This is a genomic window from Liquorilactobacillus uvarum DSM 19971 (genome assembly GCF_001434935.1).
In the GTDB taxonomy this organism is placed as follows: Bacteria; Bacillota; Bacilli; order Lactobacillales; family Lactobacillaceae; genus Liquorilactobacillus; species Liquorilactobacillus uvarum.
Genome location: NZ_AZEG01000006.1, coordinates 18,719 through 43,836, shown reverse-complemented (window position 1 = coordinate 43,836; position 25,118 = coordinate 18,719). Strand labels below are relative to the sequence as shown.

The 25,118-nt window shown below is 36.7% G+C and carries 22 protein-coding genes and 1 riboswitch; of the genes, 2 read left to right on the top strand and 20 right to left on the bottom strand.

The window, feature by feature from the left end; translation table 11 throughout:
• Positions 1-347: 347 nt before the first annotated feature.
• From FD20_RS04360 to FD20_RS04320, 10 genes are all read right to left on the bottom strand, one after another.
• On the bottom strand, positions 348-1,208 hold the full coding sequence (locus tag FD20_RS04360; protein WP_235807710.1) for an alpha/beta hydrolase: 861 nt from the start codon (positions 1,206-1,208) through the stop codon (positions 348-350).
• Between the two features lie 259 nt (positions 1,209-1,467).
• Entirely contained in the window at positions 1,468-1,593 is a 126-nt protein-coding gene (locus FD20_RS13990; protein WP_268871938.1) for a hypothetical protein, read from the bottom strand.
• Positions 1,594-1,828: 235 nt separating this feature from the next.
• Positions 1,829-2,935: a GGDEF domain-containing protein gene (locus FD20_RS04355; protein WP_057736370.1), complete on the bottom strand. Its 1,107-nt coding sequence runs from the start codon at positions 2,933-2,935 to the stop codon at positions 1,829-1,831.
• Between the two features lie 17 nt (positions 2,936-2,952).
• Positions 2,953-3,693 carry an EAL domain-containing protein gene (locus tag FD20_RS04350; RefSeq protein WP_057736369.1) on the bottom strand — a complete coding sequence of 247 codons (741 nt, stop codon included), beginning with the start codon at positions 3,691-3,693 and terminating at the stop codon, positions 2,953-2,955.
• Positions 3,694-4,262: 569 nt separating this feature from the next.
• On the bottom strand, positions 4,263-6,245 hold the full coding sequence (locus FD20_RS04345; protein WP_057736368.1) for an ABC transporter ATP-binding protein/permease: 1,983 nt from the start codon (positions 6,243-6,245) through the stop codon (positions 4,263-4,265).
• 319 nt (positions 6,246-6,564) lie between these two features.
• Positions 6,565-7,029, bottom strand: coding sequence for a 6,7-dimethyl-8-ribityllumazine synthase (gene ribH / locus FD20_RS04340; RefSeq protein WP_057736367.1), 465 nt, complete (start codon positions 7,027-7,029; stop codon positions 6,565-6,567).
• 16 nt (positions 7,030-7,045) lie between these two features.
• The gene (locus FD20_RS04335; protein WP_057736366.1) at positions 7,046-8,248 is read right to left on the bottom strand and encodes a bifunctional 3,4-dihydroxy-2-butanone-4-phosphate synthase/GTP cyclohydrolase II; all 1,203 of its coding nucleotides are present in this window, start codon (positions 8,246-8,248) and stop codon (positions 7,046-7,048) included.
• A gap of 14 nt (positions 8,249-8,262) precedes the next feature.
• Positions 8,263-8,862 carry a riboflavin synthase gene (locus FD20_RS04330; RefSeq protein ID WP_057736365.1) on the bottom strand — a complete coding sequence of 200 codons (600 nt, stop codon included), beginning with the start codon at positions 8,860-8,862 and terminating at the stop codon, positions 8,263-8,265.
• Between the two features lie 4 nt (positions 8,863-8,866).
• Positions 8,867-9,928, bottom strand: coding sequence for a bifunctional diaminohydroxyphosphoribosylaminopyrimidine deaminase/5-amino-6-(5-phosphoribosylamino)uracil reductase RibD (gene ribD / locus FD20_RS04325; protein WP_338040510.1), 1,062 nt, complete (start codon positions 9,926-9,928; stop codon positions 8,867-8,869).
• Positions 9,929-10,076: 148 nt separating this feature from the next.
• Positions 10,077-10,212: riboswitch (FMN riboswitch) on the bottom strand.
• 113 nt (positions 10,213-10,325) lie between these two features.
• The gene (locus tag FD20_RS04320) at positions 10,326-11,681 is read right to left on the bottom strand and encodes a threonine/serine exporter family protein (RefSeq protein ID WP_057736363.1); all 1,356 of its coding nucleotides are present in this window, start codon (positions 11,679-11,681) and stop codon (positions 10,326-10,328) included.
• 310 nt (positions 11,682-11,991) lie between these two features.
• Between FD20_RS04320 and FD20_RS04315 the strand changes: the two genes are divergently transcribed.
• Entirely contained in the window at positions 11,992-12,615 is a 624-nt protein-coding gene (locus FD20_RS04315; RefSeq protein ID WP_057736362.1) for a Type 1 glutamine amidotransferase-like domain-containing protein, read from the top strand.
• A 99-nt stretch (positions 12,616-12,714) separates the two neighbouring features.
• On the opposite strand, the gene FD20_RS04310 is transcribed toward FD20_RS04315, so the two are convergent.
• The 6 genes from FD20_RS04310 to FD20_RS04285 all read right to left on the bottom strand — a co-directional run bounded on the left by FD20_RS04310 (position 12,715) and on the right by FD20_RS04285 (position 19,704).
• Positions 12,715-12,960 carry a hypothetical protein gene (locus FD20_RS04310; RefSeq protein WP_157060850.1) on the bottom strand — a complete coding sequence of 82 codons (246 nt, stop codon included), beginning with the start codon at positions 12,958-12,960 and terminating at the stop codon, positions 12,715-12,717.
• Between the two features lie 338 nt (positions 12,961-13,298).
• Positions 13,299-14,552 (bottom strand): chloride channel protein, encoded by a 1,254-nt coding sequence (locus FD20_RS04305; RefSeq protein WP_057736360.1) that lies wholly within the window; start codon positions 14,550-14,552, stop codon positions 13,299-13,301.
• Between the two features lie 177 nt (positions 14,553-14,729).
• A complete protein-coding gene (locus FD20_RS04300) occupies positions 14,730-15,659 on the bottom strand; it encodes a carbon-nitrogen hydrolase family protein (RefSeq protein WP_201782784.1) in 930 nt (309 codons plus the stop codon).
• Positions 15,660-15,682: 23 nt separating this feature from the next.
• Positions 15,683-16,966 (bottom strand): MFS transporter, encoded by a 1,284-nt coding sequence (locus FD20_RS04295; protein WP_083489041.1) that lies wholly within the window; start codon positions 16,964-16,966, stop codon positions 15,683-15,685.
• A 418-nt stretch (positions 16,967-17,384) separates the two neighbouring features.
• The gene (locus FD20_RS04290; protein ID WP_057736359.1) at positions 17,385-18,596 is read right to left on the bottom strand and encodes an aspartate aminotransferase family protein; all 1,212 of its coding nucleotides are present in this window, start codon (positions 18,594-18,596) and stop codon (positions 17,385-17,387) included.
• Between the two features lie 85 nt (positions 18,597-18,681).
• Complete coding sequence (locus FD20_RS04285; protein WP_057736358.1) at positions 18,682-19,704, bottom strand: proline racemase family protein; 1,023 nt, start codon at positions 19,702-19,704, stop codon at positions 18,682-18,684.
• Between the two features lie 80 nt (positions 19,705-19,784).
• On the opposite strand from FD20_RS04285, the gene FD20_RS04280 reads away from it, so the two are divergent.
• Positions 19,785-20,741, top strand: a complete 957-nt coding sequence (locus FD20_RS04280; protein ID WP_057736357.1) for an AraC family transcriptional regulator — start codon at positions 19,785-19,787, stop codon at positions 20,739-20,741.
• Here FD20_RS04280 and prdB read toward each other — a convergent pair.
• The 4 genes from prdB to prdC are packed head-to-tail and all read right to left on the bottom strand — an operon-like array spanning position 20,738 to position 24,730.
• The gene (gene prdB / locus FD20_RS04275) at positions 20,738-21,466 is read right to left on the bottom strand and encodes a D-proline reductase (dithiol) protein PrdB (protein ID WP_235807709.1); all 729 of its coding nucleotides are present in this window, start codon (positions 21,464-21,466) and stop codon (positions 20,738-20,740) included. The genes FD20_RS04280 and prdB overlap by 4 nt on opposite strands.
• Before the next feature lie 11 nt (positions 21,467-21,477).
• Complete coding sequence (locus FD20_RS04270) at positions 21,478-21,675, bottom strand: CBO2463/CBO2479 domain-containing protein (protein WP_057736356.1); 198 nt, start codon at positions 21,673-21,675, stop codon at positions 21,478-21,480.
• A 5-nt stretch (positions 21,676-21,680) separates the two neighbouring features.
• Complete coding sequence (gene prdA, locus FD20_RS04265) at positions 21,681-23,414, bottom strand: D-proline reductase (dithiol) proprotein PrdA (RefSeq protein ID WP_057736355.1); 1,734 nt, start codon at positions 23,412-23,414, stop codon at positions 21,681-21,683.
• 2 nt (positions 23,415-23,416) lie between these two features.
• The gene (gene prdC / locus FD20_RS04260) at positions 23,417-24,730 is read right to left on the bottom strand and encodes a proline reductase-associated electron transfer protein PrdC (RefSeq protein WP_057736354.1); all 1,314 of its coding nucleotides are present in this window, start codon (positions 24,728-24,730) and stop codon (positions 23,417-23,419) included.
• Between the last annotated feature and the right edge of the window lie 388 nt (positions 24,731-25,118).

Here is a 25,118-nt window from a genome sequence, read left to right as displayed (position 1 = left end):
TTTTTAATCATTAATATGGTTTAAAGCCTAAACCTCAATCCAATGTTTAGTGCTGCAGCACTAAACTCTATGACATATAATTGCTATAAAACTAATAAATAAGTTGTTTTAGTGCTGTAAATCAGCTGAAATACATTTTGGCAACAGCGTCCAAACCGTTCTTTTAGAATTATTATTACAATCGTGATTTAATAAATACCACTACATTAAAAAAAGATTAAATAAAAATTGTTTAACTCCTTAGCGGCCATTTAATCAGTGCTTGCTCCAGAGACAGTAAAAACACCCCAAAACTAATGTTTTAGCGTGTTTTTACTGTCTCTTTATTTATTTGCTTAAAAGCAAGATTACCCTTGATTCCAAAGAAAGTCTCCAACTATTTTGTTTACCTGATTATTTTCATGCAACTTGCTATGTTGCGCATGAGGTCCTCTGATTTCAATCTCCTGATAACTTCTATACCTATCGTGTAACAAATATTTAAGTGATCGCGCAGATACTCGCGTAACCTTCCCATCAGAATTGCTTCCATCCTCTAAATTTCCGAAGATATTCAGAATATCAACTTGACCTTTAGGAAAGTTTTGCCGATGGGCTAGTTGATAACGATAATATTTATCTAAAAATTCCGGTTTCCCGTTTTTCAGAAGTTTATTTTGGTTAATTTTATCATCAATTCCGACAATTCCATTGAAATGTCCTGCAATATTTACTTCTTTTCTAAGCTGAGGTAAATTTTTATTTCTTCCGTAATCTAACTCATAGTACATAAGTGTCAGGTTCCCCATTGAATGGGCTACAGCATTAAAACTTCTTATGCGATAACGCTCTTTTAAAAGGTATACCACGTTTTTAAACCACTTACTTGTTGTCAGATAGTTATTTTCTTTATTATCCTTGAAAATAACTTGAACTATCGGATGTTTGTCTTTTTTAGCCCACCTTCCAATAAACCTTACACTGCCTTTCTTTGAAACAATCGCCTTCAAAACCTTCTTGGCACGATCATGCTTTTCAGCGTATGCAATCATGTTATTAGTAGAATTTCCAGATGCTCCCCAGCCATGTAAATAAAGTGTCGGGACAACTTTTGATCTATTATTGTTTTTAACATTCAAGTATCTAAAACCTATGTAACCCCCAATACATACAACAAACAAAATTATCGCAATGCTCAAAATCATTTTTTTTGTCATTCTAATTTTCAAAGTGCCACCCCATTTTCTCTTATTCTTATGCTTGCACTTCGATTAATTCATCTCTCAAGCCAGTCACTGAAATAATGAAACATTACTAATTTTTTCTATTAGTTTAAGTCGCAAGTATCTTAATAAAGTATAACTCTGTCTATATTTTTAGAAAAGCCACTCTAATTTTAATATAAAAAAAGTACAAGAAGCAACACCTACCGGAGATCAAATTCCGAAAAACAGTTTAGAAAGTTGAAGTTGAATTTAAAAAGTTAGCTTAATAACCAAAAATTCTAGGCGTTATATCTCCATTACGATTAGTTTCATGTGAAACTTTTTGTTTCGCTGTCTCAAAACATTCCATGAACACTTTAAACTTTGCCTTCTTTAAAACTTTAACCATAGAAACAGCCCCAAAATTAAAGTCTTTTCACTTTAACTTTGGGGCTGTTTCTTACCTTGTATTATATGAATTAACATACTTCAATAGTCACGTTCTGCCGCTTAACCACAGACATTGATCCATGTTCCACAATCCACAGTTGATGTTCAAAACCTGACATCTGTTGTTACAGCTTCTTTATGCAGATATCCCATAAAATCCGAGATTAATATCCGAAAACATAAAATTCTGAAACTCAGAAATGACAATCGGGACATACGACCCGTCCTTTGCCGCTTCTTTTAGCTATATAAAGTGCTGCGTCAGCATTTCTAATCATCAACAGAACGTCCTGCTCACTATCCTTGGTAGAAGCCAATCCAGCAGAAAATGAAAGGCTTAATTTGTGCCCATCTTGAGTAAAAAACGGCTTCTCATGCAGTAATTCCTGAAATTTATCCATCTTTTCAAAACATCTCTCAGCAGGATAATCCTTAATAAGCAAACAAAACTCTTCTCCACCAAAACGGAACAATCGGCTTTCAGCTATGATATTCTGCCTTATAAAGTCACTCAAACTACGCGAAAAAAATTTTAAAGCCTCATTACCATCAAGGTGACCATATGTGTCATTAACCTGCTTGAAATGATCCAGATCGATCATTACCGTCAGCCAGTCACCTTGCGGTTCAAATTTTATTTTTTCAATAAATCTGCTGTAAGCATTGTAATTGTACAAATCCGTCAACTTATCGTGTGATTCTCTTCTTTCAATCTGCGCAATTTTCCTACTCTCTGCTTCAACACTATACGTATATAAACCTATCAAAATATTAATCAACAAGCTTCCCACTGCCACTAAAAACATAGAACCAATTGAGTAAGATCTTTCTGGATACAATGTTGCAAAAAGCCAAGGAACAGAAGTATTAATCAAAATATTAGCAACAGCATAACCAATCAGTATATGTTTTCTTGATACCTTTTCAATACAACTGACAACCATCAGTACACCCAAAAAAATAACTGCTGCCAGCAGAAGACGAAAAAAATTAGTACTGTTATTAATCGCTAGATAAACATTAACTGTAAAAGCAGAAAGAAACAGCAGCACTATCCCGTATTTTTTATTGATAAAATATGATGCCATGGCTAGAACGTACTGGTAGCAAACAAAACCAACATTATTCATCGCAAACGAAACAATAAAGTACTGATGTGTAATAAACAACAAAACGACCATCAAGAAAAAAACAGGTCGTTTAAGTTTTTGAAAGATTTTAGCATAAAAAACATATTTGGCGAATAAGAGGCTAACTATCATTATCGGCATTAATAAAACTAAAAATATAAACTTATCCACTACACCCACAACTTCTTCTAATTCAGACTATCTACTCCCTTGGGAAATTGCCAGTAGAATCCCTGTTGCAGACAATAACAATTATCTTCGACAAGTTTAGCTGACATTTCTTTAGTTTCGATACCTTCAACGACAATTTCCAGTTGATATTCCTCAGATAGCTTGATCCAAGATTTCAAAAAATTAAGCTCGATCTGATCTTTAATGTTCCTAAAGCAAACCATCGAGAATTTAAGACGATCTATATTAGGGTAATTTTTGACAACCTCACCTAGGCTATTTTGTCCGTTCCCTACATCATCAAGTGCGACTTCGTAACCCAAACTCTTTATTTTGCTCAAAGAACCCTCCAAAATTATAGCATTTTTAGAAGAGTATTCAAAATACAAAGGTGCTCTCTCTGTAATTTCAATTATAAGTTGATCGCTGTATGAACTCATTCTTGAAAGAAAGTCCCATGTACTTTGGTATTGTAGTTGTTGTGGCTCGATATTTATATCGAATTTTTTTTGTGGAAAATGAGTTATTAACTCAACTAATTTTCCGGCAAACCATGACAAAAAGATACCATTCCGATCCTCATCTTCTATTATGTTTTGAAACCTATCCTTGGGGAAGCAATGATCAGCAGCACGCAATAGAATTTCATAATCGACAATTTGGGGGGTTCCTGACGGACATACTTTGAATATTGGCTGAAAAACTAAATAAAATCCTTCGATTAGTTCATGCTTATTTCTGGCGATATCTTCAATCATAATTTTGTCCTCTCCTCATCCCTCAAATTTTTTCTAAGTTAATTCTATTTTTGACAAATTCAAGGTCAAAAAGCTTTTTTCTTCTTGAGTTGTCCTACAAAGAAAAAGTTCGTTCAGCTATCTCTCTTCACCAAATTATCGGATATTCAACTATTCCGTGATACCATCAATAAAAATAAAGCGCTAACTCATTTGAACTCATTATAACTCTACACGAATTCTATGCTAAAAAATAGCCCTTATTAATTTATTTTGTTAATACTACGCATAATAGTTTGTAATCGCATTCAAACACTTAATTGCCTTCATTTTTAGTTCTATTTTTAAACATTTGAAAAGATACTGTCTTAAATATTTTAGTTTTACTACATGCCAAGTAGCTAAGTTATCCTGCCTACATTCTTAATCGGTTTATCGATCAACAAAGTTAACACTAGATGTCAATAATTGGTACACCCAAAAAATCCCGTGAATGAAGAAAATGAACTTCACTCACGGGAAAATATATGTTAAGAACATTACTAAAGTGTTCTTATTCGATCAATTGAATTAAACCTCTGCTTTGATTCCTAGTCAGCTGCCAATGCATCAATTGTATTTAATTTTGCAGCTTTTCTAGATGGTACAAAACTTGCTACTAATGCAATAATCAAGCTGATAATGATCGCAAAAAGGACATTTCCAAACGAGATCTGCACAATATCGTACTTAATCAGTCCATGAAGCGCCATATTCATCAGCAGTTGTCCAATATAAGCGGCTGCTAAGCCGACCAAAGCTGAGATCATTCCAACCATTAAGCTTTCACTTGTAAATAACTTGCGAATATCCTTGGAACGTGCACCCAGTGCCCGTAGTACACCTATTTCCTTAGTCCGTTCTGAAACAGACATGTAAGTTGTCACGATGATCATAATAGCCGATACAATCAATGAAATACCTGCAATTGCCGCCAGTACATATGAAGCTAGACTTGTAATTGTATTGATTGTATCTAACACATCCCCGATTGAAATACCAACAAAGGCACGCTTCCCATCAACTTTTATTGAATTTACTTTCTTGACAGCCGCTTTAACATTTTCTGCTTTGTCAACTGCAATTGAAGCCATATTAGCTTCTGTAATGGCCCCTGCTTTGTTCAGAGCAGCTTTAGCTGTCTGATAGTCAGTACTAAAGATCGCTCCCGCCTGACCACCTTCCGCAATTCCCACTACCTTTAAGGTATCTGTGACCTGAACAGGCATATTATCGCTATCGAATGCCGTATATTTGAGCGTTACCTTTTTGCCAATAACTGATTTCCAATCACTATCAATTTTTTGAGCAAATGTCTTATCAATGACTATTTCATTTTTTCCTGGCTTATGTCCTGCTTTAATTGCTTTTTCAGAAATTGCAGGGGTCCAAGTCTGCAATTGTGAACCCTGAACGCTTGTTTTGCCAGAATTAAATGAAACATTATTGAACTGGTACCCTTTGATAACATCATTTACATGAGCAATCTTATCAATTTTTTCCAAGGACTTGTCAGATATGGTCGTTGACTTATAATCAGTCGTCATCTTCTGCATCGTTTCCTGTAAACGCTCATTATTTGAAGCCTTATTATCGGTCGTTACATTCTTCATTACTGTCGGATATTTTGGATTAGCCAATTGATTGACCTGATCGTTGATATATCCTTTTATCCCATTACCCAAACCCAGGAAAAGAATAACAGAAAAAACACCAATTGCAGAACCTAATGTAATTAGAAAATTACGCAGTTTGTTAAAGCGCACATGATCATAAGCCATCTTCCAAATAGTACGAGCAGCTAACGGTTTCGAAACGACTTCTTCCGTCTGTTTCTCATTTGAAAACTTATCTTTTAATGTCTTCTCCTCGTCGATTTTGCCATCCGACATATGAAGAATACGCGTTCCATAATCGGCTACTTCTTGTGAATGGGTCACAACGATGACGAGTTTTCCATCTTTAGCAATACTTTCTAAAATCTCTAAAACATCTCTAGTATTAACAGCATCAAGTGCCCCAGTGGGTTCATCTGCAATAATAACATCCGGCGATGATGCCAGCGCACGGGCAATTGCAACTCGCTGCTTTTGACCACCAGATAATTGGTTAGGATATTTGTTTATATGTTCCATTAAACCAACTTGATCCAACAATTCAACTGCACGTTTTTTTCGTTCTGCACCTGACAAAGCCGTCATATTCAAGCTCGTCATAACATTTTCTAGGTTAGTTTGATAATTAATCAGATTAAAGCTCTGAAAAATATAACCGATTGTCTTTCGCCGATAAAGGTCAAGTCTTTTTTCTTGTTTATGATCAAGGACCTCACCATTAACTGCAACTGACCCCTCAAAATCGCGATCCAATCCACCAATAATGTTCATTAGTGTTGACTTACCGCCACCTGATTCACCTAAAATAGAGACGAACTCACCTTTGTCAAAGCCAAGATCGATCCCCTTTAAAACTGGAAATTCTTCCTTACCTAGATAATACGACTTGTGAATGTTCTTTAATTCCAAAAATGCCATTATTAACCTTCTCCCCTATTGAGTGTCTTTTAAAAGTAACATACTTCTAATGCTGTTGTCATCCTGCATACCATAGCATTACTAAAAAATACATGCGACTATTATGGTCCACATGTCCAAAAGTTTACTATTTTCTAAAAGACATCACGACGGCCTCAGCAGCCGATCATAAGAAAACCGGTTTGGAAGAACCGATCCTCTGAAGAAAACATGTCGACAACGGTCAGTATATCGAATTATTCTCATCCGCAGGTTTTTTTGCAAAAATTTTATAAAATTTATTATCGAGAATATTTTTTTCTGCGCTGCAACTCTAAAATTAACGTAATTGTTTTCTGAGATTTATCAATTCTAGAATATCATTGGCTACTTCGCTACCCTTATTTCCGGCTTTTCCACCCGCACGCTGCAGAGCCTGTTCAATCGTTTCAGTCGTCAAAACACCAAAAACGAGTGGTGTTTTACCTGTCAATGCCAATGTCCCAATACCCTTTGATACTTCGTTACAGACATAATCATAGTGGCTGGTCTCACCGCGAACAACTGCTCCCAAAGTTACGATTCCTTCATACTTACCAGATTCATCAAGTAACTTAACAATAGCAGGTATTTCAAAAGCTCCTGGAACCCAAACTATATCAATGTCATCCTTAGAAACTCCGTGCCGGATTAAAGCATCTAATGCCCCGCCTAATAATTTATTTGTCACTAATTCATTAAAACGTGCTACGACAATTGCGACCTTTGCCTTCTTAACTGTTAAATTTCCAACATATGTTGTCATAATCTTAACTTCCCTTCTAATTTAAATGCAGTGCATGATGAAACTTGTCTTTCTTGGTTCTCAAATACTTTATATTTTCAGCTTGCGGTTCAGTTTCAAGCGGCACCTGTTCCACAACTTCAATACCATATTCGGTCAACGCCTTAACTTTTGCCGGATTGTTAGTCATCAAGCGGACCTTCTTAATTTTCTGGTCATGAAGAATAGCTGCTGCAATGCCATAATTCCGTTCATCGGGTGCAAATCCCAGCTTGATATTAGCATCGTAGGTATCATATCCTGTTTCTTGCAGTTTATAAGCTCTAAGCTTATTCAAAAGCCCGATACCACGTCCTTCTTGACGTAAATATAAAACAGCTCCTCTACCCTCTTCTTGAATTTTTTGCATCGATTTGTGTAGCTGTTCACCACAGTCACAACGCTTCGAACCCAAAATATCACCTGTAAAGCATTCAGAATGCAACCGTAAAAGCAGCGGCTGTTCAGATGATAATTTGCCTTTACTGAGCAATAACTGTGTTTGATCATCAGTAGTCGAAACGTATCCGGTCAAAGAAAAATCACCTTCTCTCGTTGGCATTTTTACAGGAGCAATTGCAGTAACTGCATTCTGGTTAAGACTGTAGCGGTAAGCAATTATTTCTTGAATAGTGACCAACGTCAAATCCAGTTGTTGCGCCATTTTTTTTAGCTGCGGCAGCCGTGCCATTGTCCCATCAGGATTCAGCGTTTCACAAATGTAGGCAACTGGCTCGCTGCCTGCCATAAACGCCAAATCAACTGCTGCTTCAGTATGGCCTTGGCGTTTCAATACACCGCCTTTTTCGGCAATCAACGGGAAAATATGACCTGGATGCTCAAAATCATCTGGCTTAGACTCAGGATTACATAAAGACGTGATCGTCTTGGCTCTGTCAAATGCCGAGATTCCAGTAGTGGTTGCTCTATGATCTACACTGATAGTAAAAGCTGTTTTAAAACTTTCTGTATTATGTGTAGTCATCAAGTCTAAATTTAAATGTTCCGCCACGCTCTGTGCCATAGGTGCACAAACCAGCCCACGACCATAAGTGACCATCATATTCAATGTTTCACCGGTTGCAAGTTCCGCCAAACCGAGAAAATCTCCCTCCGCTTCTCGATCTTGGTCATCAACTACTAAAATTAGTTTTCCCTTTTTTAAGTCATTAATTGCTTTTTTTACTAGACTATTATTCATAATCAACACCCCGCTTAAAATTTGCTTGTTTGCATTTGCTTTTCAATATACTTTGCCATAACATCAGTCTCAAGATTGACGACATCACCGATCCTTTTACCTGCCAATGTTGCTTCTTGCTGAGAATGGGGGATCAACCCCACTTTAAACTCACGTTTATCTGCATAAATGATCGTTAAACTGATTCCGTCAATTGCAATTGAACCCTTAGTAACTATTTGTTTTTGCAGTCTGGAAGGCATTTTAAATACCATTATTAAAGCCGTTTGATCTTGATATCGCCGTAAAACATTTGTTGTTTGATCCACATGGCCTAATACAAAATGACCATCAAAACGTCCACCTACAGAAACTGCTCTCTCCAAATTCACAGCATCACCAGGCCTCAGCTTAGCCAAGCTGGTGATTCTAAAAGTTTCTGGCATAACATCGGCCGCAAAATTATCTTTCCCTTTAGCAGTAATTGTCAGACAAACACCGTCGACTGAAACACTAGCACCGATCCGGCTATTCTCTAAATCTATTTTCTTCGTGGCAATGTTCAAACAGATTGTTTCTTTTTTTTGCTCGATTTTTTGGACATTACCAACGTCTTCAATGATTCCAGTGAACATTTCTTCACCTCCTGAGCGAAATTTTCAACGCATTTCCGACCTGTTTTCTTGCTATCATCTTTAAATTAATCAGCTTTTGGGCATCGCGTTCAGATTTGAATGCTGCCAAACTATTCCCACCAGCCAATTGATCAGTTTGATACACAACAAATTGCTGGATTAGAGAAGCTTCTAAAAACGCATCTTGAATTTTTGCACCTCCCTCGATCAACAAAGACTGTATGCCGCTTCGCGTTAAATACTGCATAATATCTCTAAGTGTCCATTCAGTTTTGAAAAACACCTTGACTGATCTGTTAGCAAAACGCTCTGCAATTTTTTCATTTTCTGTGAAAATCCAGGTTGGTGCCTCCTCATTTGTAATTTTATACTCGTTCGTAAGTCTTCCACGCCGGTCTAACACAATACGAACCGGAGGATATTTCAACTTCCTTGTTCTAACTGTGAGTAACGGATCATCAGCAAGGACTGTTCCGCTTCCAACTAAGATTGCTTGATAATCAGCTCTCAGTTTTTGAACATCTTCAAAAACTGTATCATCGGTTAGATAAGTCCTTTGAAAAGATGCCAAACTGATGCGTCCATCTAAAGTTTGTGCGCTTTTCAAAGTGACAAAAGGACGACTATTTTTATAGAAAAAATTGTAAAATTCATTCAATTTTCGGGCTGCTGTTTCTGCTACCCCTATATGAACTGCAATACCATGTTTTTTTAAATAATTAATTCCACGTCCTGCAACTAAAGGATTAGGATCTGTCTGGGCAATATAGATTTCTTTCACACCTTTTCGAACGATCTCACGACAGCACGGAGGTGTCTTACCAAAATGAGAACAAGGCTCCAAGGTAACAAACATTGTCGCGCCTCGAACAATCTCTTGTTTAGCCATATTATTAAAGGCATTGATTTCAGCATGCTCGTAACCGAATCCCAGATGATGTCCCAAGCCGATGATTCGATTCTCCTTTACTATGACTGCGCCAACCATCGGATTGGTGTAAGTCAGATAGCGACCTCTTGCAGCTTCTGCTAAAGCTGTTTTCATAAAAAATTCAGGTGATTCGATAACTGTTCACACTCCTTTAGACAACAAAAAAATGCCCCGCAAATGCGGGGCATTAAGAATTATCTATTGTTTAAGATACACTGCTTTCTTGTTATTTTCACAATACAAAGCAGTGTTCATTTAAAGCAACTCAAATAAACTATCATTGCTTTTTCTTCTCCCATCCAGACTCTAACTGTCGGTTCTAGACTTTCACTAGATCCACCGCAAAAAGCGGGTCACGGACTTCAAGCGCTTAGCTTGTTACCGTCGGTCGGGAATTACACCCTGCCCCGAAGAATATATTCAATTTTATACTCGTTATTATGTCTTTTTTTTGATAAATTGTCAATTAAAGTTCCATTGAAGATTCATAAAAATTTTTACCGTATATTTCATAAAAATATGCCTAGAGTCTCTAATTAAAATGACGCCAGTCTTTATCCAGTAAGACACGTGCCACAAAAAGTCCTAAGGGCAAAAAAACAATGATCATAACAGCCTTAGTCAGCCAGAGAGCTCCGACACCAATTGCGTTAGAGCCAATATTGTAAACCGCTCGATATATGTACAGGCCAGGTACCATTATCACAATTGAAGGAACCGTCAACGATATCCGCGGATAACCATTATAGTGATTGATGGCTGAAGCAATCAGTCCAGCAACCAAAGCACCCAAAAAGGCCGCAGCACTCGGTGGTATTGTTGTCAGATCGACAAGTTCCAATCGCAACGTATTAGCTACTGCGCCAATACAGCCAGCAACAGTTGCCATTTTAAGCGAACTATTAAACATGATTGAAAAACCGAAAACTCCGCAAAAACTCGCCGGTATTCTGAGAAGAAAAAGTATCATTGGCGATAAGCCGAGAGTCAAAAAATCGCTCGGTCTGAAATGAACCATCAAAGCTACTAGCCAGCCTATCAATGCAGCCACAAGTGTAATCATAATCGCATATGCCAATCGTTCAAGACCAGACCGCATATCTAATTTTGAAATATCAAGTATGCTGGTAATAAATGGAAAACCAGGAATTACGAATAACATCGCACCAATATACCCAGCCTCATGCTGTATCAATATCTGAAAAAAAACTTTGAAAAATGTAAAAACACATAGATACGCTAAACAGGCAATTGCAACACTCACTGCAATACTGATAAGGGTTGTTACATGTTTGGCATTCATTTTACTGCGAGCCCAATTGCCTATACCAGCGCCTACGAACGAACAAATCATCTCAGGAACGCCGCCGCCTAATAAAAAAATAAAAGAACTGCATGCCAAGGCTGCTGCCATACCGGCAATTATCGGTGAATAATTACCAGTTTTTCTTTGAATATTATCAAGTGCAAGATGTACTTGCTTTACTGTTAACGAAAAAGAGGTAGTTTCAAAATCATTTACAAAATGTTCCATATCATTCAATTTATCAGTATTTACACCCGTATTAGGGAGCGATAATACTTGCGTATAACTTCTCTCATCATCAAAACAAGTAAATTCGAGAGAAATCAGCCCAATGTCTGCAGAACAAGTTAATTTTAATGCCCTTGATACCTTATTCATTGCTTCACGAACCCGCCAAGCGCCTGTTCCGCAAGAAAGCATCAGTGTCCCTACACGACCCACAATTGAAGACCGTTCTTTCAAACTAGCATCTTTGACGAGAACATTGTCGTTAATAATAAAGTCCTTCCAATGAATCGTCATGTGATGCCGCTGTGATATTCTATATTTTTTCACAGTTCCATTCTCATCTATCTTTTTCATAATTCCTCCATCATTGTTTAACTATCCGTAAATTCTCCGCAACATTAAAAATACTGTCTAGTCTGAAATTATTTTCAGCAAAGAAGTAATATTCGCTGATATTTCCTCAAAAAACCGCCTGCATAATTAATTTTACCAGCAAAAAACTGTTGCTGCTCATTAAAAATACATCTGCTCTGTTGGTCTTAGAGGTATCGCCACTAATAAACTTCGAGAAGTTCACAAGACCAACGCAATCCTTCATAATCTCTACAAATTGCAAAGAATCTTTTTAGCCGTTATGATGTGTAAAAAGAAAGGTTGGCAATTCATGAAAAAAATTTTTTTGACATCTTACTTTGCAGGAACCTCTGCAATTTTTCAACAATTTATTAGCACTATTAAAATAGATGATAGAAAGGTTCTTTATATCCCAACTGCAAGCGCAGTAGAAGAATACACCGGCTACATCGATGAAGGCAAAAAAGCTCTAGAAATATTAGGTTTTACCATTGATGAATTTGATATTGCCCAAAATGACGAAAATGAAGCTTTTGCTAAAATAGCATCTGCAAAAATTTTATTTATAGCAGGAGGTAATACTTTTTACCTGCTGCAAGAGCTTAAAAACAAACATCTGCTTCAGCCTATTCGTGAAAGAATTAATAATGGTTTGCCTTACATTGGTGAATCTGCAGGAGCAATTATTTTAGCACCCAGTATTGAATACAATAAAATCATGGACAGTCCCAGTGTTGCTCCCACTCTTACGGACTATACATCTTTAGATGTAGTTGACTTCTACACTTTGCCACATTATATAGAAGCCCCCTTTACAAAAACCGTTCAAGAAACCTTTAAGACTTACAAGAACAAACTAAACCTGGTTCCTATCAACAATAGTGAAGCTATTGTGATAACAGATAAAGGACATAGTATCGTAAGACAGCCATGAAGTTTTTTATTCTTATACCAGAAGCAATTGTAAAAAATGTGGAGCTGAGGTTCACAGCTCCACATTTTTTACAGTTGTTTATTTTTAATTCTTCATATCCTAAGCAAAAAAAAGCTTTATCTTGTCTTCATCGTTGCCATTAACGACAGCATTATCGTTAGGATCATTCGTAAAGTCTATACTAGATGTCCTTACTAAATCGCTAATGTTTGTCTTGCGAATATTAAATCTGATACCCCCTTTGTATTTTTCTGAATTGCTCGTTGTACCTGACAAATAATATTTACCCTTATCGTCCCAAAAAGTTGCGTCAAAAGAAGATACTTTTAGTTTTATTGTATACATAAGCATAATCTCCTTCCTGTTCAAACTGTGTACGTTTTCATTATAACATGAACAATTTACAATCAGATGTATTAGCACTTTACTTTTTATTATCAGCAGCTGCAACAAATCATTACTTTTAGCATAACCTCGTATTATCGTTTATACATTCTTCTGTTATTGCAATGTCCATAGTTTCTTAATTCAAACAAATTTTCATAATCATCTTAAACAGTAATACTTGCACAAAAAAACCAGTAAAGTTGAATATCAACTTATACTGGAAATTTCTGTTTAGAACATTTAAATCAAATTACTCCAAAAATAAAACTTATATCTCATATCTCTAAGAGAAGACATCATTTTGCTTTTTCTACCAGAACAAACTTAGAAATTCCTACAGATAAAGCCACACCTAATCCAAGTGCCAAAAACGAAGAGGAACCTAAGTGACTGATTTCAATAATCATTAGCAGAGCCATCAGCGGTGCTTGCTGTGAAGCTGCAAGGAGACTGCAAGCTCCTAATAAAGCACATTGCCAAATAATAATACCGGGCATAAATGACTGAAACACAAGTCCAAGTACTGTTCCAACTGCTGCGCCGATCGCGATCGATGGTGTTAAAGTACCACCGGCGGCACCGGCTTTGATAGTAAAAACTGTTACTATAGCCTTTAACAATGCTTCAATCAAGAACACCAAAATAAGTTTTTGGTTTAGATTATCAATTGACAATTGTGCTAATGCCCGCCCATTTCCCATAATTTGTGGGAATGGAATTGAAATTATACCAGTAATCAACGCTATTGCTGGCAACTGCCACAAAATATTTTTGTTCTTTGTTTGATGCTTTCCAGCCCATTTAAAGGCTTTACGAAAGATTGAACCGATTATTCCGCATAATGGCGAAACAATCACTACAAAAACCAGAAAATCCAATGGGAATTTTTGCTGTCCAACTAAATAATATGGACCAAAACCCTTAACAAGAGTTCCGATCAGCATTGAAATCGTCGACATAATAAGACTAACAGCAACAGTTTTTTTGGTTATTTTTTTCAATAAGATTTCTACACAAAAGAACATACCTGTTAAAGGGGCACTATAAATTCCTGCAAAACCAGCCCCAGCAGCAGCAGCAATCAATAGTTTTTGATCATCCGCTGACAATTCTAAATGTATTTTTTTCAATAAACCATTCCAACTTTGTGCAAGCATCGCGCCAGCCTCACGTGGTGCAAGTTCTCGGCCGACCGATCCTCCGGTACCTACATAAAAGATCTGCGTCATAACATGGATTGCTGTTTGAACAGGTGGCATTTTGGCACCAGAGAGTGCTTTATTAATCGGAACAGTTGCTTTAAACCTTGTTCGCAACGCCCACCAGATAACCGCTGCAATTATTCCTCCAAGGAAAACTGATAATAAGCGATGAACTGGCATAACTTCCAGCGACGCCGGATTTGCAGCACTTTCTTGGAAGCCGAGAAAGACTCGTTCTACTCCATCCAATAATAAACTCAGAAATAACGAACTGAACCCAGCTATTACACCCAGAATCACAGTTGAAAAAATCAAAATACAATTTTTTTTATTATTTAATTTATTCACACAACACACAACCTAACCAACTTTTGTAAATTTCATCTAAATTAATACCATTAAAACATTTCTAATGGCAAAAGACCTTCCTTAGAATACAGTATTTGCCCATTTTTTTCCATAGCAATTGATTTATTCTGCATCAGCCGAAAACCATTGATCATCCGTACTGAAATAGTAATTTTTTCAGAGATAATTCTTTTTAGAATAACTTTTTTCTAGCTTTTGATACATTTTTGCATATATATCCGGCCGAAAATCAGTTTTGTTTTCAAGCAACGGATTAGGATTATAGATGTAACGGGAAGCTAGTGATAAATCTATAGTCGCTAGATTTACTTTTGTTTCATTTGCCTGTAGATCGGTATATTTGCCCCCGATGTAATAATAAGCTTCTAAAGTATCTTGGCCTGGCCCTACTATACTGCTGCCACCCCAAAAGTCATTATAGAGATCCTTCCCCCCTAAATTTGCAGAAGCCACATAAATGCAGTCGCGAATCACACCAGCTTCAATATTAGTATTAGCTAAGTATTTACCCCTGATTTTCGAAGTAGCTGTAATATTGATATATAAACGGCAACCCTCAGCTGCGTAAAAACGCATCAGTTCAGGAAATGCCCATGTATCATAACAAATTGCACAGCCCACTGGACCCCATTCTGTTTGGATTATATAAGGAGAATCGCCTCGTGCCGCCCAATTAGGCTCCAAACCCGGCAAATGCATTTTTCGATAACTGCCAATTAACCCCTTTGGCCCAAAAATAGCCATTGAATTATAGATCAACCCTGTTTTATCATCTTTTTCTGGCATACCGACAAAAGCATAAACATGATATTTTTTGGTTATTTCACTGATTTTATCTGTTGCTGGGCCAGGGATCGTCTCTGATAACTTAAATTGCATCTTTTCCTCTAACGCTTTATCCGGCTGGTCATCATACCCTGTTAAAGCCATCTCTGGAAGAAGAATAAAATCAGCTCCGCGTCTTGCACTGCTTTCAATCAAGTCAAGAATACGATTTAAATTTTTTTGCTTCTTACCCCAAAAAGCATGAAAAGTAATAACAGCAATATTAGCAATTTCTTTCAAAATAACATCAACCTCTTTCATAAAAAATAATTTGTTTTTTAGCGTTAATGAACAACAGCTTTCCGATTAACATCATTTGTAGCTAAAAATGCCAACCCACCGATCAACAACAATACTGAACCTAGGTAGAAACCAACTGTCATACTGCCAAATTTATCTGATAACCAGCCTGTAAAATAAGGAGCCAACACCGAACCAGACATACCTATGAAATTATAAGCTGATAGAGTAGTTGATAAACGAACTTTGCCAGCTTGTTTAGTCACAAAAGAAATCAAAATTGGATCAATTGCAAGCTTACCCGATAGACCATAAATAATTAATGAAACTATTAACACTATATGTGAATGGGTAAAGCCGATCAGTAACAGCGAAACTACTGCCAAGGGAATTAAGATCCAAATCAAAATTTTTGTATGTTGATATTTGTCATATAACTTAGCAAAAATTAATGCTCCAGGAATGGATGCCCATGGAACCAGTGATGAAATAAATCCAACAGATGTTCCCTTAAATCCACGTTCAACTTCAAGAAATTGCGGTAACCAAGTTAGAACTACAAAATAAGCATATATCGAGCAAAAACATAAGAAAAACGCTAGTATCAAATTTCGATTCAAAAATATATCTCTAATTTGATTTTGAGGTACTTTTTCAGTAACTGAAGCCGTATTTTTAAAGTTTTTATTTGAGCTATTATTTTTTTCTTTTAATGTCATAAAAAGCAGTCCTACAATGATGGTCGGTATTGCAATTATAAAAAATGGCAAACTCCAATGATGATGATGTTGAAGGACCAAATAACTCGAGAGAAGATACCCACCTGAAGAGCCAAAGGCCATGCCACTATTTATAATTGCAGTACCCAAGGTCAGTTTAGAAATTGGAATCACTTCACCAGACAGTGCATACTGAGGCCCATAGTAACTTGCCTCGCCCAAACCAGCGATTGCACGAACAATAAGAAAAATACCAAATGCACTGACAATCCCTGATAAAAATGTCATTACCCCAAATAAAATAAAACCAAAGGTAATCATTATCCTTTTACCGATCTTATCAGCCAAAATTCCAAAGGGCATTTGTAACAATGTATATGCTAGGAAAAAGACACTGCTTATCAAACCTAACTGAGCATTATTAATGTGAAATGTTTTAGCAATTTCCGGCATTACCGGATTCAAGATGGTACGATCAGCATAAATCAAAATCCATCCAGTGAAACAGAGAGCCACCACTTTCCACCAGTAACGTTCTGATACAGCCGAATTATTTACACTGTAATTTTCTGATACCTGATTAGCATTAGGATCTATTACACTTTTCATATAACCAACCTCCTCAATTCAGATCATCTCTACAGCAAACACAACACCATGTTATGTTATATTACATATATTAATCATAATCAAAAAAAAACAAATAACTTAAAAGGATAAATATCCTTTATTTTTTGGCTAAATGTGACAAAACATAACATATAAAACATAAATATCACTAAAACTATATAATCTGCTGTTTTAAGTCGGAAATAATATCTATCGCATTTCAACATAGCGCAAATATTTTTATTCGTTTCCACAAAATCTTTTTCAAAAAAGTAGGACCAAGCTGGAAATTAATATTATTTAAGCAAAGGCATTTCTGTTTTTACACAAAAAGAGTGGGAAAATTTGCTATCACAAATTTTCCCACTCTTAATTCAGGACACATTCCACATTATCTGACAATATCTTAGATTAGCTGTTATGCAATCTGTTTAACAGCTTCTTGCAACACTTCGAAAGCAATATCACAGTCTTTCTCACTCGCAATCAAAGGTGGTACCATTCGTATCACTTTCTTACCAATCGCAGTAACTAGTAAATGATGTTTGACTCCATAATGTTTAATATCATTTGCAATAGGCTTTTCAAATTCTACACCAATCATCAATCCCATTCCGCGAACCTCTTTAACACCTTGCAACCCCGCTAGTTTTTTCATGAAATACTTTCCAACATTTTTAGCATTAGATGATAAATCACGATCGACTATTTCACTAACAGCCGCCAAACTAGCAGCACAGCACAACGGACTGCCACCATATGTTGACCCATGGGACCCCATAGTAAAGGCTTTTGCCACTTTTTCACTCGCACATATTGCACCAATAGGCGTTCCGCCCCCCATAGCTTTAGCCATCGACACAATGTCCGGTTTAATATCGTAATTCATATAAGCCATAATTTCGCCGGTACGTCCCCAACCAGTCTGCACTTCATCTAACATCAATAAAATATGCTTTTCATCGCAAAATTCACGGACACCCCTGAGATAAGCTTGTGTTGCAGGATAAATCCCACCTTCTCCCTGAATCGGTTCCAGCATAATCCCAATAGTATCTTCATTATAAGCATTTATAAGGGCATCTAAATTATTGAAATCCACATATGAAAAACCGGGTACAATGGGACCATAACCAATTTGATTAGCGGTCCCCGGCTGGCCAGTAGCGGAAAGTGAACCGAATGTTCGTCCATGAAAACTCTGTTTCGCGGAAATTATATGGAATTTATTCGGACCAAAATTATCAGTACCATATTTACGCGCAAGCTTAATCATTGCTTCATTCGCTTCTGTTCCAGAGTTTTGATAAAAAATCTTATCCATGCCGATTGTAGTACATATCTTTTGGGCCAAAATTGCTTGTGGAATTGTATATGGGTAATTAAATGTATGCGAAATATCTTTCACTTGATTTTGAACAGCCGCTACAACCTTTTCATTCGAATTCCCAACACTGTTAACAGCCACTCCTCCATAAAAATCCAAGTATTTATCCCCGTTTTCATCATAAAGATACATTCCCTTAGCAGTTTCCGCAACAAAATCAAAACGTTCATAGGTTTCCATCATGTAAGTTGATACAAGTTTTTTAATTTCTGCTGCACTATACCCTGTTTCTGTTAACCTCATTCTCTCAGCTCCTAAACTTACTATATTAAATTGGTGTATCGTAATTACAGCGATTTACAGCGGTGTTAACATGCATTCAGTCTATTTAAAGTTCAAATCCATTTTTTAAGGGGTCTTCTGGATCAATAACAAACCGATTAAACCCTGTAATAAACGAGCTCCCCTTGATTTCTGGAATAACCCCTGCTACACCAGGAGCTATTTCAGCTCGCTGCACAAACTTGCCTTGAAACTTCGTTCCCAAAATACTTTCATTAATCAGTGTCTGTCCCAATTTCAATTTATTTTGTGCTGCTAGAATTGCAATTTTAGCACTAGTGCCTGTACCACAAGGTGAACGATCAATTTGTCCATTCCCAAAAACAACCACATTTTTAACTTTGATTACTTCACCTGATAAATTTTCTTGATAAAATTCTACAAGATCGGCGGTTTTAATATGCTTTAAAACAGGATGTTGAATACTAACACTATTGTTAACTAAATTTCGAATTTTCAATCCCCACTTAATAATCGTTGCTGCTTCTGCTGCCTGTATTTCAAACGGCATCTGTGCTACATCAACCAAAATGAAGAAACTCCCTCCAAACGAAATATCATAGTAAATTTCACCTATTCCAGGTAATATCAGAACTTGATCTCGTTTATATAAAAAAGATATTACATTCTTAAAAGTAACGGATTTTACCCTATTTGAAACAATTTCGGCATCGGCCTTGACTAGACCGGCAGGGGTACTCAAAGTAATCCTCTTCATTTGATAATTTTTTTGGGGTAAGAGATCGACCATTCCCGTCTCAATAATAATCGTCACCGCAGCAATCGTGTTGTGCCCGCACATGTTTAGATAACCTTGACTATCCATGAAGATGATGCCAAAGTCAGCTGCATCTTCTGTTGATTCTAACAAAATGGCCCCAAACATGTTTTTGTGCCCGCGCGGTTCATGCATAATCGCACATCGCAAAGTATCATATTTTTTTTGCATGTACTCTCTTTTTTCAGCAATCGTCGACCCTTTCATGGGTGGCATTCCACTAATAACCAAGCGGGCTGACTCTCCAGCCGTGTGTGAATCAATGGCCGAAATTGTACGTTCAAAGTACAATATATCCCCCTCTTTCCCCAAATTGCATTTTTGAAGTAATAAGCCTATAATCATCCTAAAATTACGGTGGGTGATTTTATATGAAGAAATTTTTCTTCCAAAAAATCGAAACTAATGCAGCTGATTGGGTTAATTTTTCTTACTTTTATGATGAAAACACTATCGAAAAAAAATTGATAGATTTTCAAACTAATTCTTTCTCTTATAATTTTGCTTTTGTAGGTACAAAAATCCCAAAAAAGTTAAGTTATAAAGTACCTTTTTTTAGAATTCTTTATGTTATGAAAGGAGCCATAAAACTTACACTAGATCGCAAGCGCATCCCTTGTAATGAAGGAAGTTTCATCATTGCAAACCCCTATACTTATATTCTTTATCAGGAACAAACCGAAAACACTGAGGTTCTGACCTTATGTTTTAAAAACTCCTTTTTTTCTAAAAACGTTATTGATAGCATGAGAAACTATCCTCTGTTTTATAACTTTTTCCAGGCTGCACTGCATTCTAAATTTGACAAAAGCAATTACTTATTTTTCGAAACACCAATTTGCGAATATCGTTTATTTCTGGTTTTACAAATTTTAATGGCAGTAACGAACGATGACTATAATCAAGCATTATGCGAGTCAAGTTTTATCTTACTGATAGCCCGCCTGCATGGTGTCATTGACGAGTTTTTAAACATCAGAAATACATCGATGGAAAATCACATCTTAGTTGGTGATATCATTCGTTATACTCGTGCTAATTTTCAAAATATATCATTGGAAAAGCTTTCGAAAATTTATTATATTCACCCTAACTATTTATCAGCTTTAATCAGAAAAGAAACTGGAATGACTTTTTCCGAACACATTACCAATATCCGAATGACACGCGCTATTGATTTCCTGTTAAATACTAATCTAAAGATTGAAGATATTAGTCATGAATTAGGTTATTCTGATAAAACTTATTTCTACCGAAGTTTTAAAGAAGTCTATCAAACGTCGCCTTCGAAGTATCGAAAATATGCACATAAATTGGAACACAATTAAACATTGTGACGATATTCATATGGTAATACTTTCAATGAACCAAAAGATTCAGCATCTTCAACAAAATGCAGTGTATCTTTTAAGATCGAGGTTTGCATTTTAATATTATTAGGTTCGCCAGCATTAGATCCGATTGGCACATGCGGAGCAGTAATTCTGGGCGCCCCTTGCTGACGGGCAATCGGTGGTAAAGCTGCAATGATACAAGTGGAAATTCCTTTCGCTTCAATAGCTCGTTCAACAATTGTAGCTGAACGATGACAAGTTCCGCACCCACCAGTAATTATGCAAACGTCGACGTGTTCCTTTTTTAGCAAATCAGCAATTTCTGGCCCAACTTTTTCTTTAAAGTTTTTAACGTTGCCACCACCACCCATAAAACCAAATAATTGCGGAGCAACACTACCTATAAAGCCATCTGCTTCAAGCTCATGCAGGCGGTCAATTGGGAACATAGCATTAACATCTTTATTAATATCTGAGTTATCAAAACCACCATGACTTACCATTAACTCGTCTGATGGAGTATCGGATTCTATGATTCTATATGTGGAGTCTCCGGATAAATTAAAAGGTTTTTGTGTTTTTTTGTGAATTCCGCCAGCAGTTGCAAAGGCAACGCGGCATTCTGCTAAAGGTTTGGTTAAAGGGCTCCATACAGCAGGTGGTGTGTTGGGTACAAAAATTTCTGATTTTAATCCTACAGCTGTTGTTAATTTCATCATAATTCTGCCTCCTATTGAACTTGCATATAGCTAAAATAAAATTTAACTAGTTGGCCAACTTCTAACTTTTTATTAGTGATCACTGAACGCAGCGGAATTGTAATTGAACCCATCCGCCCCTTGATATCAACTTTGACTCCTATTTCTGATACAGCAACTATTTTCCCATTTGTAACTACTGGTTTAATTACTAGCTCTTCTAATTCCATTCAAATCACTCTACACTTTCATTCGTAATGGTTTGATTTGCATTGATAATCGATGCATCCCATTTACGTTCAGGAGCTTCAATTGGGATACCTGCCATTTTTGTTTTCAACATTAAAATTGCCCGATTTGCATCCTCTTCAGCAATCGAACTGTAGGCAGCAATTTCATTTTCAAAACCTTCTGCATCTTTGTTAATTTCAACCATAGCGTCCATATACTGGTTTCCAACTACCAGTTGCCCTTGATAGGCACAAAATGAAACCCCAACCACCGGAACTCCTTGTTTTCCGATCGCTTCAATATTGGCAGCAAAATCAATATGGTTATTCCCAAAACCTTCAGTTGTAACAATTGCACCAGCAACATCCATTGCTCCGATAGTACGACCCAAGCGCCGTGATACATACATTTTTTCATCGTTCACTTGAGGGCTACCGATGAATACAACACCCATTAAATTGAGCTCTTCATCGTCAGCTAGCGCGTGTACAAGTGGTTCCCTGAAATAATGCCGCGTCATCTCCTTGGTAGCTGGTCCAATACAAGTCAGTGCATGAATCCCTCCATCTCGAACTTCATTAGGTGTTAAAACTACCGGGACATTTCCTAGATCAACATTTTTTTGACCTCCTAAGACACCAGCTGGTTCAGTTGGCATTAAAACATTGTCATGCATGGCCCCTTGTCCCATGATTTCTTTGACTAATACCACCTTAGGGCGACCTTTGCGATAAATGTCTTGATAATGATAGGTTGCGTTCGGTGTTTCGCGTACTTTTTTCAAACTATCACGCACATCTTGCATTATTACATCTAAAGCTGAGTGAGCCGCAAATGGTCCGCGGCGCTCCATTCCAGTGTTTTCTTCAATGACAACATGTACCCGAATAATGATATCTTTTTCATCCGCAGCTCCAGGGCGGTCAAAAGCCATTTTTTCATCTAAAAATCCTTCCGAAGAACCGAATTCGTGAATTTGGATCCCTGCTTCATCAATTCCAGTCAGCATAAAAACTGCACCCTTTAAAATATTGGAAGTTCCTTCTCCCAATACACCTTCTACTTTTGTGGCAATTGGTACAACATCCATAATTGTTTCAGTATATACATGGCGTTCCTCAGGTTTAATTACATCAATTGAAACCTTTTTAACTAGAGGAATTTTAAGACTGTCAGCGATTTTATTTTCATTAACTGTTAGAACTCCATTTTCAAAAGAAGATTCATGGCCTATTTTTACCTCGTTTACCTTATATTCAAAATGTGTCAGTTCTCCCTTATCGATATCTTCAATCGTTTCATCGGTTTCATTTGACGAGCCCGAATCTACAATCTGCCCTAATGAAAAACCTGCAGGTAGATCGAGCGAAAGTCCTTTCAACTCATTAATTTCTAAGTGAATATTGTCTTTTATTGTTGAATCTGTAATTGCCGTTTTATTTTTTTGCGTTACCGGCTTAACTGGTTTATTTTCAATTTCAGGTAGCACAGGTTCTACTAACATATCTGCAGTTATACTCTTTAATGCGTCAGCATCATCTGCTAATGTTTTACCAACTACATCTTCAATCAGTAATCCATCTTCTGTCACTTCCATTAAGCCGGATTCTATCATATCAGGAAAAATAGTAGGATCCTCTAATTCTTCAGCCCCTATAACGGTTCCTTTTTGGGTTAAGCAGCATAATATAGCAGGATCTTTCATATGTTTTTTTAATGTTTCTTGCGTGATTGACATATTTAATACACTCCTTGATCTTTTTTTAGTTTTCGAACAACAGGAAAATCAGCACTGCGTAACGCAAAATCTGTGGTGTGATAAACCGGAATTTTTAACTTTGGAGCAATCGTCATAACAGTATTACTACAATCTGAACAATTACCAATTAGCAACGCATCTGCACCTGATTTTTTTAACTTCAAAACTTTTTCAACCTGTCCTGGGCATTCACCCGGATTAACGCATTTATATCGTCCGTTTTCTAGTTTAATTGCATTTTTGCAGTACTCTACACCAGTAAATGTCGTTCCCATCTTTTTAGTTATTTCTTTCATTCGTTCTTCATCAGCACCGCATGCGCAAACCAATAACCCAAGTTTTCGTTTCTCCTGAGGAAAAGGAATGGTTGCCAGAATACCATTGGTCGTTTTTATGATTGGGGCATTTCTTTTTACAGACTTTCCTGTAAACGGCCCCCCTTCAATTAACTCGCCATATGGCAGATAGTCAGGAGCATATGTTTCAAGAATATCTGAAATCACTTCACCTAAAGGAATGTCTAATAATACTTTTACATTATCATTCCTGCTTAAACGTCCAGCTAAGGTAAGATCTTTAGAAATCATGGGCCTGCGTAATTCAATCGCTTCATATATGCGGAAAACAGTTTCAACATTTAAAACCAGGGCATTAATCTTACTAGGTAAATCATGAACATCTAGCAGGACTCCAAGAGAGTCTCGGATAATTGCTCGTTCTTCTCCCATTGGATACAAATCGCGCAATGTCTGAATTCTAATTTTTTTCCCAAGACCAGCTTGTTTAAGAGATTCTATCTCCTCCTTATGTTTAGCCTTAATAGCAATTATCGCGTTCTCGGCTTTTATTATGTCCATCACATGTTCAATACCCTTTATAATTTCTGCCGCGTTGTTTTTAATTCTCTCCATATTATGAAAAAGTATCGGTTCACATTCTGCGGCATTAATCAGTAATGTTCCTTCTGGCTGCAAACCTTTAAGTTTCATGTATGTGGGAAAACCTGCGCCACCTAACCCAACAATTCCAGCTGTTTTAATCATTTGTAAAGGATCATTTTCCGGAATTTTCTGATATTCCTGTTTCTGGGGCCCTTCTGCTCGAATCACGACTTGCTTATCTGTAACTGATGTCACGGTCCCCGCTATACTGCTGTAGATAGAACTACCCAAATGTTCTTTTGGCGTGGCAGCAAGCAATTGCCCCCTTTGGACTTCATCACCGGTCGAAACCTGCGGCAGCGCACTTGTTCCAACATGCTGCTTTAGCGAGAAAACAAATAGTTTACCGCTCATTGACTCATCCCCTTTTGTCTATGTCATATTTTTTAACATGTGGTAATTATAGGGGACCCTTTTATTGAAAACAACTACATCGATGCTGCTATAGTGCTGTTTTTGGTGCTTATTTATTATAATAAGCAACTTTTTTATAAACTGTTATCAGTTAAAAACAACTGTTTTTCACGAGAGAATATCATTCATTTTTCCCTGCATATCAAAGTTTCACACAAGAATTTACTTTTTTTGCTATTGAATTTCATAGTATCTTAATATAATCCACTAAAAAACTATCTATTTATACTAGTCAATTTGCACTTTAAAATTGGTTATTTGCATAAAAAGCTGTTAAACCGGCATTTAAAAGCATAATAGTGCATATATCAAAGTTGTTCATCTTTTT